Annotated in this window: 16 protein-coding genes; 12 read left to right on the top strand and 4 right to left on the bottom strand. The window is 55.8% G+C overall.

Features of this window, described 5'->3' with window-relative positions; translation table 11 throughout:
* Window positions 1–20: 20 nt before the first annotated feature.
* The gene (locus SC318_RS17555) at window positions 21–557 is read left to right on the top strand and encodes a carboxymuconolactone decarboxylase family protein (RefSeq protein ID WP_320427819.1); all 537 of its coding nucleotides are present in this window, start codon (window positions 21–23) and stop codon (window positions 555–557) included.
* 132 nt (window positions 558–689) lie between these two features.
* Here the strand turns inward: SC318_RS17555 and SC318_RS17550 are convergent, their stop codons facing one another.
* Both SC318_RS17550 and SC318_RS17545 read right to left on the bottom strand, forming a co-directional pair.
* A complete protein-coding gene (locus SC318_RS17550; protein WP_320427818.1) occupies window positions 690–1,586 on the bottom strand; it encodes an EamA family transporter in 897 nt (298 codons plus the stop codon).
* Between the two features lie 96 nt (window positions 1,587–1,682).
* A complete protein-coding gene (locus tag SC318_RS17545; protein WP_320427817.1) occupies window positions 1,683–2,939 on the bottom strand; it encodes an MFS transporter in 1,257 nt (418 codons plus the stop codon).
* A gap of 151 nt (window positions 2,940–3,090) precedes the next feature.
* On the opposite strand from SC318_RS17545, the gene SC318_RS17540 reads away from it, so the two are divergent.
* Window positions 3,091–3,546, top strand: coding sequence for a winged helix-turn-helix transcriptional regulator (locus SC318_RS17540; RefSeq protein ID WP_320427816.1), 456 nt, complete (start codon window positions 3,091–3,093; stop codon window positions 3,544–3,546).
* A 49-nt stretch (window positions 3,547–3,595) separates the two neighbouring features.
* Here SC318_RS17540 and SC318_RS17535 read toward each other — a convergent pair whose 3' ends face one another.
* Window positions 3,596–4,474, bottom strand: a complete 879-nt coding sequence (locus SC318_RS17535; protein WP_320427815.1) for a LysR family transcriptional regulator — start codon at window positions 4,472–4,474, stop codon at window positions 3,596–3,598.
* A gap of 203 nt (window positions 4,475–4,677) precedes the next feature.
* On the opposite strand from SC318_RS17535, the gene SC318_RS17530 reads away from it, so the two are divergent.
* The 10 genes from SC318_RS17530 to SC318_RS17485 all read left to right on the top strand — a co-directional run bounded on the left by SC318_RS17530 (window position 4,678) and on the right by SC318_RS17485 (window position 12,080).
* Complete coding sequence (locus tag SC318_RS17530; RefSeq protein ID WP_124389013.1) at window positions 4,678–5,103, top strand: VOC family protein; 426 nt, start codon at window positions 4,678–4,680, stop codon at window positions 5,101–5,103.
* Window positions 5,104–5,219: 116 nt separating this feature from the next.
* Window positions 5,220–6,461 carry a cation:dicarboxylate symporter family transporter gene (locus SC318_RS17525; RefSeq protein ID WP_320427814.1) on the top strand — a complete coding sequence of 414 codons (1,242 nt, stop codon included), beginning with the start codon at window positions 5,220–5,222 and terminating at the stop codon, window positions 6,459–6,461.
* A gap of 57 nt (window positions 6,462–6,518) precedes the next feature.
* Window positions 6,519–7,100, top strand: coding sequence for a TetR/AcrR family transcriptional regulator (locus tag SC318_RS17520; RefSeq protein WP_320427813.1), 582 nt, complete (start codon window positions 6,519–6,521; stop codon window positions 7,098–7,100).
* Window positions 7,101–7,155: 55 nt separating this feature from the next.
* The gene (locus tag SC318_RS17515) at window positions 7,156–8,259 is read left to right on the top strand and encodes an alkene reductase (RefSeq protein WP_320427812.1); all 1,104 of its coding nucleotides are present in this window, start codon (window positions 7,156–7,158) and stop codon (window positions 8,257–8,259) included.
* Between the two features lie 64 nt (window positions 8,260–8,323).
* Window positions 8,324–9,067, top strand: coding sequence for an SDR family oxidoreductase (locus SC318_RS17510; RefSeq protein ID WP_320427811.1), 744 nt, complete (start codon window positions 8,324–8,326; stop codon window positions 9,065–9,067).
* 68 nt (window positions 9,068–9,135) lie between these two features.
* A complete protein-coding gene (locus tag SC318_RS17505; RefSeq protein ID WP_320427810.1) occupies window positions 9,136–9,516 on the top strand; it encodes a nuclear transport factor 2 family protein in 381 nt (126 codons plus the stop codon).
* Window positions 9,517–9,575: 59 nt separating this feature from the next.
* The gene (locus SC318_RS17500; RefSeq protein ID WP_320427809.1) at window positions 9,576–9,962 is read left to right on the top strand and encodes a nuclear transport factor 2 family protein; all 387 of its coding nucleotides are present in this window, start codon (window positions 9,576–9,578) and stop codon (window positions 9,960–9,962) included.
* A gap of 92 nt (window positions 9,963–10,054) precedes the next feature.
* Window positions 10,055–10,495, top strand: coding sequence for an SRPBCC family protein (locus SC318_RS17495; protein WP_320427808.1), 441 nt, complete (start codon window positions 10,055–10,057; stop codon window positions 10,493–10,495).
* 151 nt (window positions 10,496–10,646) lie between these two features.
* The gene (locus tag SC318_RS17490) at window positions 10,647–11,129 is read left to right on the top strand and encodes a GNAT family N-acetyltransferase (RefSeq protein ID WP_320427807.1); all 483 of its coding nucleotides are present in this window, start codon (window positions 10,647–10,649) and stop codon (window positions 11,127–11,129) included.
* Window positions 11,130–11,285: 156 nt separating this feature from the next.
* Complete coding sequence (locus SC318_RS17485) at window positions 11,286–12,080, top strand: GNAT family N-acetyltransferase (protein WP_413817647.1); 795 nt, start codon at window positions 11,286–11,288, stop codon at window positions 12,078–12,080.
* A 66-nt stretch (window positions 12,081–12,146) separates the two neighbouring features.
* On the opposite strand, the gene SC318_RS17480 is transcribed toward SC318_RS17485, so the two are convergent.
* The gene (locus tag SC318_RS17480) at window positions 12,147–12,359 is read right to left on the bottom strand and encodes a DUF6124 family protein (protein ID WP_320427805.1); all 213 of its coding nucleotides are present in this window, start codon (window positions 12,357–12,359) and stop codon (window positions 12,147–12,149) included.
* Between the last annotated feature and the right edge of the window lie 357 nt (window positions 12,360–12,716).

Here is a 12,716-nt window from a genome sequence, read left to right as displayed (position 1 = left end):
TTTACACAAGAGACTGAACAATGACTCATTTCAACGCGATTCCAGCGGACCAGGCCAGCGGCGCAACCGCCGAGGTTTACACGAGTATCAAGCAGGCGCTGGGCAGAGTGCCTAACGCTTATGCCACACTGGCAACCCTCGCGCCGCAAGCGCTGAAGGCGATGCTGGCGGCCGACAGGGTGCTGGCGAGCGGACCACTCAGTAAACCCGATCAGGAGACGGTCAAACTGGTGATCAGTGAGCTCTCGGGCTGTGACTACTGCGTTGCGGCCCATAGCATGGTCGGCAAGCTAGTGGGACTGTCGGCTGACGCTATGCGCCAACTACGTGCCGGCCAGTCCACAGGGGATACCAAACGAGATGCGCTGGTTGCCTTCACACGCAGCCTGGCCCTTAATCCCGGGGCCGTCGCGCCAGCGCAGGTGCAGTCATTTCAAGAGGCGGGATACAGTGGTGAGGAGATCGTTCACATTGCCTTGGCAATCTCTGTGATCACCTTTACCAACGTGTTCAATCGCATCAACGAGACGGTCGTCGATTTTCCCGAGCCCGCGTGAGAGGTCCCGCCACGCCATCGAAAAGCACATCGCCGAGTGGTTCGTCGTCCGAGCCACCTTAAATACGGCAGCTGCACACATGCTGCCTCCAATCTGGGGCGCTCCTTCAACGGCGCCCATCAAATCACGTCTTCACATCGAGGTACGCGCAGGGCGCGCGAAAACAGCGTTGAAAATGCGCTGACCATAGAGGCCGACGGCCAGGCCGAGTACGATCAGCACCACCGCCAGTACCTTGCTCACCGGCACACTTTCGTTGAACACCACGACCGAGCCGAGCATGCCGAAGATCGGCACCAGCAGAGACAGCGGCGCCACTGTGGAGACCGGATAGGTTTTGAGCAGCGAGTTCCAGACCCAGTAGGCGAACAGCGTGTTGGGATAGACCTGGAACAGGATCGACAACAGGGTAGTCGTGTTCACCTGACTGACAAGCGCGGTGTAGCCGGCGCTGCCGTTCACCGCGTAATCGAGGGTGAACAACGGAATCGGTGCGAACGCGCTGGCCCACACCAGAAAGCCGAAGACATCCCTGGTGCGGGCCTTCTTGCTGATGACGTTGGCGACGCTCCAGGACGCCGCGCCCACCAGCACCAGCGACACGCCGGTCAGGCTCACCGAACCGTCACTGATCTTGATAATGCACAACAGCCCCGCGAGGGCGATCAACATGCCCAGCACCTGGAAGCGGGTCAGCGTTTCCTTGAACACCCAACTGCCGAGCAGGAGGGTGAAGAACGCGCTGAACTGCAGCACCAGCGACGCGATGCCCGCCGACAGCCCGGCCTTGATACCCAGATTGACCACGCCCCACAGACCGATGCCGAATATCAGGCCATAGCCGATGATGTAGCGCCACGGCACGTCGGGCTTGCGGATGAAGAACATCGCCGGTAACGCACACAGACTGAAGCGGATACCCGCCAGGATAAACGGATCGACGGTGGCCAGCCCCAGTTTGATCACCGAAAAATTCACACCCCAGATGGCCGTTATCAGTACAGCCAACACTACGTGCAGTGGTTTCATGGATTATCTGCCTTGATGAAGAAGGTCGGTGTCACGCCATAGAAGTCGCGCGGTCCGTTACTTGCGGACGCAGGAAGTTTGATTGCCGTTGGAAAGTTATTTGCAGGTCAATCCCAGGTAAATCCAGTACAACAGGGCGACTGCGCTGATGGCGGCACCCAATACGCAAACGGCAATCCAGCCAAAGTGTGCATAAGTAAACGTTGCGGCTATTGCACCCAGGCCACTGCCCACCGAGTAGAAACACATGTAGGCGCCCACCAGTCGGCTTTGGGCATCGGGGCGTGCGGCGAAGATCAGGCTCTGATTGGTGACATGGACGGCTTGCACGGCGAAATCCAGTAACACCACACCCACCACCATGGCGAACAGTGAGTATTCAACGAACGCCGTAGGTAGCCAGGACACGGTCAACAGTGCCAACGCGACGCCCGTGGTGCGATTGCCGAGCCCTTGGTCGGCGAGCCGTCCGGCGCGTGCCGCTGCCAGCGCACCGACCACACCGGCGAGTCCGAACAAACCAATCTGGGTGTGTGACAGCGACAACGGTGGCGCGCTGAGCGGCAGTACCATCGAGGTCCACAACACGCTGAACGCGGCGAAGATCAGCAGGGCGAAGGTGCCTCGCACGCGCAATGTGCGTTCGGTCAGGTACAACTGGAACACTGATCGCAACAATTGCCAGTAACCACCGTTCGCCGGTGGCGTGGTCGAGGCAGGCAGGGTGCGCATCAGCACCAGCGCCATGCCGATCATCAGGGCCGCCGAGACAAAATAAACGCCGCGCCAGCCGGCCAGATCAGCCACTGCGCCGGAGACGAAACGGGCCAGCAGAATGCCCAGCACCACGCCACTGGTCACGGTGCCGACGGTTTCGCCACGTTGCTCGGGACTCGCCAGCGAAGCTGCGTAGGCAACCACCACTTGCACCACGACCGCCATCAGGCCCACCAGCACCATCGCGCCGAGCAACATGCCCCAATCCTGCGACAGGCCAACGGCGCACAGGGCCAGCGCCGACAGCAGCATTTGCGTAAGGATAAGTTTCTTGCGATTGAGCACATCACCCAGCGGAACGATGAACAACAACCCGACGGCGTAACCGGCTTGTGTCGCGGTGACTACGACACCAATCGTACCGGGCGAAACCGACAGGCTGGCAGCCATCGATTCCAGCAAAGGCTGGGCGAAGTAGACGTTTGCGACCGCCATGGCGCAGGTAATGGCAAAAAGAAAAGTCTGATAGCGACTGAGGGTGGAGGTGCCCCGGGTTTGGGGCGTTTGCGTGTGCCCACCGCTGGTTTTTTCAGCGTCGATGTCCATTTTTACCTGGGCGTGAGACTTGAACGGCATCACTCCATCCTTGGGGTATGTAGTTTTAAATAGAAACCAGTCCGTTGATTTTTAGCAAATGAAGTTGTTAAATGCAACCACATTTGCAGAGCGTTTTCGTCTGACGTTAGAACGTTTTCCCGCTTCCTACTGACTCGCTTCCAGGAGACCCATGGCCAGACAGCACCTACTGGCGCAGAGCGAATGCCCGGTCGCCCGCACGCTCGAAGCAATCGGCGATCGCTGGGTATTGATGATCATCCGCGACGCGTTCGATGACGTTCGCCGCTTCAGTGAATTTCAGAAACGTCTTGGTCTCGCCAAGAACATCCTCACGGTCAAGCTCAAACTGCTCGTCGAGTTGGGCATTTTTGACATCCAGCCGGCATCCGACGGCAGTGCCTACAAAGAATATGTGCTGACTGACAGGGGGCGCGCAGTGTTTCCCATCGTCGTCAGCATGCGCCAGTGGGGGGAGCGCTACCTGTTCGACAAAGGGGAGAGCTACTCGGTGCTGCTCGACAGCGAATTGTCGGAGCCGGTAGAGACCATCGCCGTGCGCTCCAGGGCGGGCAAGGTGTTGGCCCCGGCCGACTGCCATCGACGGGTCGTCAAGCGCCGGGGTTGAGAGGCGAGTCGAAACGGCGGCTCGACAGCAACGGATCTGTTTTCTGGTTTTATTTCGAACTCGATGAAACCTGCTCAGTAATCAGCTGAGCCAATACCCGCACCGGTTCCGTGAAGCTTTGCCGGGCTCGATGGACGAGCCCAATGTCACGGTGAAAGGTGTGCTGCCCCAGATCAAGAACCCGCACACCGGCTGGCCACTCTTCATGAGTCGCTGTCTGCGGCACTAAAGCGACGCCCACACCGTTTGCAACCAGCTTGATAATCGCTTCCAGTTCATCCAGTTCGCACACTTCACGCAGGGTGAAATGCATGTGCCGCAGGAATCGGTCGACCTGCCTGCCTCCGAAGGATGATCGGTCGTATCGGATGAACGGTTGGTTGGAAAGCAGCGCTGACCAATCCTCCCCAGGCACGTCGCGCGGGATAATCAGACGGTAGGGTTCCAGCGCCAATGTCGTCCAACGCAGATCGCTTTGCAGCGAAAACGGCGGGCGAATGATCGCCGCCATATCGATTTCTCCCGCATCCACCATATTGACCAGCTCCATGGAAAGCCCCGGGATCACGCGGGTCCGGCACTGCGGGCACTGTTGATGAAACTTGGCTAGCGCGTCAGGTAAAAAGGATCGCTGAACGGAAGCGATAGCGCCGATATTCACCAGGACGCTGGCGGGAAGTCCGACTGTAGTGGAACCCAGACTGTCGTAGAGCCTGAGCAGCTCCTGCGCTTGCAGGAGTATCTGGTGGCCCATTCTATTGAGGCTGGCCGAGCGACCTTTTCTGTCGAATATCTCGAAACCGAGCTCGGCCTCCAAGCGCTGAATCTGAGCGCTCACCGCCGCCTGGGTAAGGCCGATCTTATTCCCCGCCGCTGCGAAGGTGCCTTCCCGTGCTACGGCGACAAGTGTTTTGAGTTCTTTGATCATTCACAAATATTAATTGTGTTTCTAAGAAAATTATATTGATTTTTTTGCTGGAAAAGCCGGACTACGATGGACCCATTCCCGGCAACTGGTGCTGCACGAATGCCAATGTCGTGAAACGCATGACCTGGACGTCATGCGATACCAGGGTGAGCGATATGACGCCACCCCACGCCCACCACAACAATAAAGTCTTTGGAGTTCTGATGAGCCTTTCACCTTTCCATCTCGCAATCCCTGTTTACGACCTCGCCGCCGCACGCACCTTTTACGGAAAAGTGTTTGGCCTGGAGGAGGGACGTTCCAGCAACCAGTGGGTCGATTTTGACTTTTACGGCCATCAACTGGTCATTCACGAACACCCGAAAACCGCGTCGCAGGAAAGTGTTCACAGCAACCCGGTCGACGGGCATGACGTGCCTGTGCCGCACTTCGGCATCATTCTCGGCTGGGCAGAGTGGGAAGCGCTGGCGGAACGCCTGAAGTCATTTGGCACCGAGTTTGTGATCGAACCTTATATACGCTTTAAAGGCCAGGTCGGCGAACAAGCCACGATGTTCCTGTTTGACCCTTGCGGTAACGCGCTCGAATTCAAGGCCTTCAAGGATATGAGCCAGCTCTTTGCCAAGTAATCGCAGCACCCATGGCACAACCGCGTTGTGCCATTGGATCTCAAGTGAGCTGGAAGCTCATGACTCTAGCAACTGCCAATAAACGCAGACCTTTCATTCCAACAAGAAGGCTAGACATGAAACGTATTCCCTTGGTGTGGCAAATCGTTGCCGGGCTGTTGCTTGGCGTGCTCGTCGGTTGGTATTTCAATACGCATCCTCACTATCAAGCGTGGGTCAGCGCGGAAATTCTGAAACCGCTGGGCGACATCTTTATCAAGATGATGAAGATGGTGGTGGTGCCGATTGTGTTCTGTTGCATGATTTTGGGTATTGCCGGTGGTGGCGATAACAAATCGTTCGGTCGCATGGGTATCAGATCGCTGAGTTACTTCTTCGCGATTACGGGTCTGGCCATTGTACTGGGGCTGTGTTTCGCCAACTTCTTCGAGCCGGGCAACGGTACCGATATTTCCGGTATCACTCATAGCTCGGCGTCGCTAACGATGGAGCCTTCAAAGGGGGCCTTGATCATTGTGCAGAACATCGTCCCGGACAACATATTGGTGGCGATGTCGGAAGCGAAGTTACTCTCGGTGTTGTTCTTCGCCATGTTATTGGGCATGGCACTCAATGCTCTGCCCCGCGAGAAAAGTGCGCCGGTAGTCGCGGTGGTGCAGGGCCTTTCCGATGCGATGTTCAAAGTGGTTTCCATTGTCATGGCTTATGCACCAATAGGTGTGTTCGGCATGATTGGCGCCACGGTTGCGACGTTTGGTTTTGCTTCGCTGTTGCCATTGCTCAAGCTGATCGGTGTGGTTTACCTGGCACTGATTGTTTTCGCCTTGGTGGTGCTCGGCGGGATCTGCTATCTGATCGGTGAGAATATATTCAAGCTGATCAAATACTTTCGGAACGAGCTGATTCTGGCGTTTTCCAGCGCGGCCTCTGCAGCCGTCATGCCGCAGCTTATGAGCAAATTGGAGAGCTACGGTGTGCCACGTCGGATCGTCAGTTTTGTGGTGCCGGTGGGCTATGCGTTCAATCTTGATGGTGCATCGATTTTCCTCGGCGTGGCGACCATTTTCGTGGCTCAGCTCTACGGTATTGATTTGTCCCTTTCCCAGCAGATCCTGCTTGTGGTCACGATGGTGTTGACTTCTAAAGGGGCTGCTGGGGTGCCTGGTTTTGCCATCATTATCCTGTCCGCGACATTGGCGTCTGCTGGCCTTCCATTGGAAGGGGTCGCTCTCATCGCTGGAATTTTCAGGATTATTGACAGCGGAACCACCACGCTAAACGTGCTGGGTAATGCCGTAGCGCCATTGGTTATCGCTAAATGGGAAAGGGAAGCGCTGGAGCCTGCAAGCATCACGTGAGCGGGATAAGAGGATTCTCTAGACGACCGGTCTAGTTTTGTGTAGAGTGCCTTCCCTATGAAGAAACCTATACAAGATATGCGACAGCACATCATTGATGTCGCTAAGTCACTGATGACCAACAAGGGCTACACCGCCGTTGGTTTGTCGGAAGTCCTGACAACCGCCGGCGTGCCCAAAGGGTCGTTTTATCACTACTTTCGCTCGAAAGAGGAATTTGGCCAGGCGCTGCTCGAGGAATACTTTCAGGAATACATCGGTCGCGTCGACATTGTGATGGCAGCCGAAGGCACTGGCGCTGAACGACTCTTGGCCTACCTCAATTATTGGGCCAAGACCCAGGCATTCGATCATCCCGATGAGAAATGCCTGGTGGTGAAACTGGGTGCCGAAGTCTGCGACTTGTCCGAGGACATGCGCACCGTGCTGGAGGAGGGCACCGCGCTGATCATTCAGCGCATCATGCGATGTGTTGAGCAAGGCATGGCCGATGGTTCGATTCTCGTCGGACAGGATGCGGCGACCTTGGCTGAGTCGCTCTATCAGCTTTGGCTCGGTGCGTCTCTGTTGGTCAAGGTCAAGAAGACTACGGCGCCGTTTGAAACCGCACTGATCACAAGTAAACGCCTTCTGGGGTAGGGCGTTTTTTTTAAGCATTTTTATAGACGACCGGTCTAATATTTAAGGGTTGAACATGATTGATAACAGTCTTAACACCGATCTTTTTTCACCGACGCAGATGGGTGCCATCCAGTTGGCAAATCGTATCGTCATGGCTCCGGTGACACGCAGCCGGATGGCCGATGATGGCGTTCCGAACGAACTGCACGCCACCTATTACGCCCAGCGTGCAAGCGCAGGCTTGATCATTGCGGAAGCCACGAACATTTCGGCGCAAGGGCGCGGTTACGCGATGACGCCGGGGATCTGGACAGAAGAACAAGTGGCAGGCTGGAAAAAGGTTACCGATGCGGTACATGCAGCAGGCGGCAAGATCGTCAGCCAGCTTTGGCACGTGGGTCGTTTTTCCAGCGTCGAGTTGCAGCCAGACGGAGAGGCTCCCGTAGCGCCCTCCGCCATCAAGGCCGAAGGTACCACCTACACCAACAATGGCATGGTGGAAGTGTCCATGCCTCGCGCGCTTGAGACTTCAGAGATTGCGGGAGTTATCGAGCAATACAAGCATGCGGCTGAAAACGCCAAGCGAGCGGGTTTTGATGGTGTGGAAGTCCACTCTGCAAACAGCTATCTGCTCGACCAGTTTCTGCGTGATTCAACCAATCATCGCACCGACCAGTACGGCGGATCCATCGAGAACAGAACGCGGCTGACCCTTGAAGTCACCCAAGCTGTGGCTGCGATCTGGGGCAGTGACCGAGTGGGTATTCGTTTATCACCGGTGACACCGGATGCAGGCAATACGCCGCCTGACAGCAACGTAATGGCTACCTACGGCTACCTGATCCAGCAGCTCAACCGATTCAACCTGGCCTACCTGCACTTTGTCGAAGGCGCCACCGCCACCTCCCGCACGGTTCCTGAAGGTGTCGATCTGGACGCACTGAGTGCTCAGTTTGAAGGGGCTTTCATCGTGAATAACAACTACGACCTGGAGATGGCCGTTGAGCGCCGCGCACAAGGGAAAATCGATGCAGTTGCCTTTGGCCGCCTGTTCATTTCCAACCCGGACCTTGTAGAGCGTCTGCGTCGTGGCGCCGAACTTACCATTGCACCACGTGAGAGTTACTACGGCGGAGGCGCCAAGGGTTATACCGATTGGCCAACCGCCCACTATTGAGTCGTTCTCCCTGCGTCAGCGCGGCTGCGTCGCGAAGCCATTCACCGTACGAAGGATTCTGAGCATGAACTACCTGCAAAACAAAGTTGCCATTGTGACAGGCGCATCTTCGGGCATCGGCGCCGCCACCACTCGCGCACTCGCCGCACAGGGTGTTCGCGTGGTAGCTGCAGCGCTTGATCATCAAGGGTTGGAAGCGTTTGTTGCACAACTGCGAGCGTCCGGCAGTGACGTGGTCGCCTACACCACGGATGTTACCCAGCTGGATCAAACCAGGGCGCTGGCCAAGTTTGCGCAAGACACCTATGGCGCCGTGGACATTCTGGTCAATAACGCCGGTTTGATGCTGTTTTCCAATTGGGTCGATCTGGCCGTGCAGGATTGGGAAAAGATGATCGATGTAAACATCAAGGGTTACCTCAACGCTACTGCTGCGGTACTTCCCTTTATGTTGGAGCAGAAGTCCGGGCAGATTCTCAATATGGACTCGGTTGCCGGCCACCAGGTCGGGCCCTCAGCAGGGGTTTACAGCGCTACCAAGTTTTTCGTGCAAGCCATGACCGAATCCATGCGCAAGGAGTTGGGCGTACAGCATGGCATCCGCGTAAATACCGTTAGTCCCGGCGTGATAAATACCGGCTGGGCGGACAAGGTCAGCGATCCTGAAGGGCGCAAGGCTGCTCAGGAGCTCAACCGGATTGCCATTGCGCCTGACGATATAGCCCGCGCGGTGATTTACGCGCTCAACCAGCCCCAAAACGTCACCGTAAACGATTTGATCATTTCACCGACTCGTCAGGATTGGTGACGGTCGGTTGAGTTTTTAGTTTCCGAATGACCCACCAGGTCATTGGCATCATTCATCAGGAGCACACCATGAGCCATCCAACTTACGTCCAGGAATACAACGCGATCGTTGCCGTTCTGAGCAAGTACAACGAAGGTGGAGTCAAAGCCGATAGCGCTTTGATGAAGCCTGCGTTTAATGAACAGGCTACGATTTTTGGCCTCGATGGAGGCAACCTTGTCGGCGGCCCGATCCAGAACCTGTACGACGTCATCGACAACGCCTTCCGTCCGTCCCCCGAAGCCACAGCCGCTATCGTTCGCATAGACATAGTGGGCAGTGCCGCCAGTGCTCGCGTTGATACCGATAATATTTCTGGATTTCGCTTCACCGACTTCTTCAACCTGCTGAAGGTGGATGGCGAGTGGACGATTGTCAGCAAGATTTACCACACACATACAAGCGATTAATCCCACGATTGCAGTTGGCGAGATACGTTGTATCTCGTCCCCACCCAAAGGAGACACCCATGTCAAAGAACATCAAGGCCGTACCTACTTGTGAATACAACGCTGTCATCGCCACCGCGACTCAGTACGTTGAAGGACTGCGTGTAGGCAGCGCAGGGAACGTTGCACACGCCTTTCATCAAGATGCCGTGATGTACGGTTTCACCAATGGCGAACTGCTCGGAGGCCCGATCAACAACCTGTTTGATTTCGTCGAGAAGAATGGCGAAGCCCCCGAAATCACCACCCGACTCGACGTGCTGGCTATCACCCCCACGACAGCTGTGGTGCGTGTCGATATGGAAAAGGACGCCATCGGCGCCGACTACAACGACTACCTGACTCTGATCAAGATTGACGGTGGCTGGAAGATCATCGCCAAGGTCTATCACCAGTTCGAAGGGTGAGTGTTCACCGATTGCACATCATTTCCCTTCGAGCGGTGCACTGAGGAGGGCCTGGATGTGTTCAAAAATAGACAAGTTGAAGGGACTACAAAATGCCTGTCGTTGAGTTTTCCGCTGTCTTGGACAGCGATACAGGACACGCCTGGAACGTATTGAAGAAATTTGGCGAGATTCATAAATGGCATCCGTCAATTGTCCAAAGCAGTATTGAGGACAATCAGCCGGATGGAATGGTTGGCTGCATCCGCCAGCTCAAACTGGTCGATGGCGCAGTTGTCAGGGAGCGCCTGCTGGCGGTCGATGACCGCAACACAATGCTTTCCTACTGTTTCGAGGAGGCCCCATTGCCCTTGGACAACTATGTCGCCACCGTGAAGTTGGAATCTCTGACGGGACAATCCAAGACGTTCATCAAGTGGTCTGCAGGCTTCGACCTGCAAGACCTGAATACTGGCGAACACTATCAAGCGCTCATTCGACAACTGATCGTTGATGGTCACAACAGCCTTCAGCTGTTTCTTGAGCAGCGCTGAATAAACAACTGGCTCAGTGGGGTATGTCGCCTAGCCGTGGTCACATGCAACGGACCAGCATCGCGACGTCAGTGGCATGACCACTGTGCGTCGTTTTCGCTTTGCAGCAGCTCTATACTGACCGCCCAGGACGGTAGTTCGAGGCCAGAATATGCCCGTTGTGCCCAATCAAAATTTCCCGGTTGTTTTGGCCCGAGCCCAACAGAGCGACCTGGACAATCTCGTAGCCATCCGAATTGAGGCGATGCGCGAAAGCCTGGAGCGTGTTGGGCGATTTGATCCAGTACGCGCGCGCGAGCGGTTTCTTAGCGGTTTTGAAGCGCACAGCACGCACTACATCGAGGTGTCGGGAGAGAGGGTTGGGTTTGTTGTGCTCAAGCATCACCACAATCAATTGTTGCTCGACCACTTATATGTGAGACCCAGCGCGCAAGGATTGGGGATAGGCGCCGCTGTTCTTATGCAGATTTTCAAAACGGCGGATGCGGCTGCACTCCCTGTGAAAGTGGGTGCACTCAAAGGAAGCGCTTCGAATCGCTTTTATACTCGCCATGGCTTCCAATTCGTCGAGAGCAGCGAATTCGACAATTATTATGTTCGACAGAGCGTTGCGCCGATTGGCCCCGCTTGCTAGTTGGATGCGATGCACCGGATGTAGGTTTTAACGCGCCATGGTGCCGATAGCGGCTTATCGGGAAAGGGCAGTTATTTACGTCTTAGTCAGTGACGTGTCTTCTATGATTTACCGCTACCTCCTAATGAATACTCGAAAAGGACTCTGCACGTGAATATGGAGATGGCTAAGGCGATCGAGGCTGCAGAAAGCGAGTATTTGTGTGCTCGAGTTGAGAGCTTGTCTCGGGTAAGTGGAAACCCTTTTGGTGCTCGTGTGTTTTTCAACGAGGCTTTTCCATGCTTTCACGTGAAGGCATCACCTAGCCCGATGCTCAATCGCATCTACGGCGACAGTGCCGGCAGCCCTGAGGCACTGCTGAGCTTGCTCAAGACGTCGGCAGCGTATTCGACCGTAACACCTCTGATCGGAACGGCCTCGACGCTGGGACAGCACGCTCATGTGGGCGGTGAGCGATTGGAGCGCCTGAGGGGGTGGACACATCTGCAACTTGCGTGCTCCATCGATAACGTCATCTTGAACCAGCACTCATTTAAAATCGAAGAGGCCACCTCACACACGCTTCCTGAGTTCGCATCCGTTCATGCGAGTGGGTTTCATACCAAGCCAGAGCATCGTCAGATGAGCCAGGCTTCGTTCGCGGGACTGATGTCAAATGACCGTCTTAAAATCTACGTGCTTGAAGTGGATGGGCGGGTTGTCGCTGGAGCGCTGATGTACCTGGCCAGCAATGGAATTGCCTACCTTGGGACGGCGGCTACACAAAAAAGTGCGCGAGGTTTGGGCTATCACGCAGCCCTGATAGGTCATCGAATAGCGCAAGCGAAAAAGCATGGCAGTGTGGTGATCGCTGCAACTGCGCTTGCCAGCTCGCAAAGTCGCCGTAATTTGCAGCGTTTTGGGCTAGCGACGTCCCATGTTCAAGCGCTATATCGCTTGGCAACCCTCTGATCAAAAAGCAAATCGCCGAGCTTCTACAACGACTCAGCGATAATCGCGCTTTTGAGTTGCTTTAAATCAGTGGGTGCACGGCGCCTCGCGGTCCAGCAGCCTGGCGGTCAGAAGCACGCCCAGCTCGCTCAGTTGGTGGATCGCCAGTGCGACGTCGCGGTGTTTGCCGTTGAGGTCTTCGGACAGGTCGAGCAGCAAGGTGCTGACGCTGGTGAAGGTTTCGTAGCTATTGGTAATGAGGGCTTCTTTGCTGGCGTTGGGAGAGACGGTGAAGAGCATGTTTGAATTCCTGAGTGTGGCTAGCTCCCTTCAGCTACTAAACAGAAGGGTGGCAGCTGCGCGCAGGTTAGTAGACCGGGGAATCCAAACGAAAGCCGGCGCACCCGAAGGTGCCCTGCACACAGCCGCCATCAAGCACAGACAGCAACCTCTGATTGATGCAGCTCATGCACTGTTGTCTGGATAAACCGTCAGGCTACTAAACCCGATCGCCGAGAGATTCAGCGACCGAGCCACCTTAAAGACGGCCACCCCAGCGCACAAGCCGGCGGATTCTGACGCAAGCGTAGGCAGTGGAGCAAGGTGCCCCAAGGGCGGTGGGAATTTTCCTTCAGCTTGAGTTCCTCCGCGTCTGGC

The organism is Pseudomonas sp. MUP55, assembly GCF_034043515.1.
GTDB lineage: Bacteria > Pseudomonadota > Gammaproteobacteria > Pseudomonadales > Pseudomonadaceae > Aquipseudomonas.
The sequence above is the reverse complement of the archived record's forward strand: the minus strand, read 5'-3'. Positions and strand labels throughout refer to the sequence as shown.

Excerpts from the sequence above, each read along its gene's own strand:
- SC318_RS17480 (WP_320427805.1), bottom strand. The coding sequence starts at position 12,359 with ATGCTCTTCACCGTCTCTCCCAACGCCAGCAAAGAAGCCCTCATTACC.
- SC318_RS17530 (WP_124389013.1), top strand. The coding sequence starts at position 4,678 with ATGAGCCTTTCACCTTTCCATCTCGCAATCCCTGTTTACGACCTCGCC.
- SC318_RS17500 (WP_320427809.1), top strand. The coding sequence starts at position 9,576 with ATGTCAAAGAACATCAAGGCCGTACCTACTTGTGAATACAACGCTGTC.
- SC318_RS17495 (WP_320427808.1), top strand. The coding sequence starts at position 10,055 with ATGCCTGTCGTTGAGTTTTCCGCTGTCTTGGACAGCGATACAGGACAC.
- SC318_RS17555 (WP_320427819.1), top strand. The coding sequence starts at position 21 with ATGACTCATTTCAACGCGATTCCAGCGGACCAGGCCAGCGGCGCAACC.
- SC318_RS17490 (WP_320427807.1), top strand. The coding sequence starts at position 10,647 with ATGCCCGTTGTGCCCAATCAAAATTTCCCGGTTGTTTTGGCCCGAGCC.
- SC318_RS17535 (WP_320427815.1), bottom strand. The coding sequence starts at position 4,474 with ATGATCAAAGAACTCAAAACACTTGTCGCCGTAGCACGGGAAGGCACC.
- SC318_RS17520 (WP_320427813.1), top strand. The coding sequence starts at position 6,519 with ATGAAGAAACCTATACAAGATATGCGACAGCACATCATTGATGTCGCT.
- SC318_RS17525 (WP_320427814.1), top strand. The coding sequence starts at position 5,220 with ATGAAACGTATTCCCTTGGTGTGGCAAATCGTTGCCGGGCTGTTGCTT.
- SC318_RS17505 (WP_320427810.1), top strand. The coding sequence starts at position 9,136 with ATGAGCCATCCAACTTACGTCCAGGAATACAACGCGATCGTTGCCGTT.
- SC318_RS17550 (WP_320427818.1), bottom strand. The coding sequence starts at position 1,586 with ATGAAACCACTGCACGTAGTGTTGGCTGTACTGATAACGGCCATCTGG.
- SC318_RS17545 (WP_320427817.1), bottom strand. The coding sequence starts at position 2,939 with ATGCCGTTCAAGTCTCACGCCCAGGTAAAAATGGACATCGACGCTGAA.
- SC318_RS17485 (WP_413817647.1), top strand. The coding sequence starts at position 11,286 with ATGGAGATGGCTAAGGCGATCGAGGCTGCAGAAAGCGAGTATTTGTGT.
- SC318_RS17510 (WP_320427811.1), top strand. The coding sequence starts at position 8,324 with ATGAACTACCTGCAAAACAAAGTTGCCATTGTGACAGGCGCATCTTCG.
- SC318_RS17515 (WP_320427812.1), top strand. The coding sequence starts at position 7,156 with ATGATTGATAACAGTCTTAACACCGATCTTTTTTCACCGACGCAGATG.
- SC318_RS17540 (WP_320427816.1), top strand. The coding sequence starts at position 3,091 with ATGGCCAGACAGCACCTACTGGCGCAGAGCGAATGCCCGGTCGCCCGC.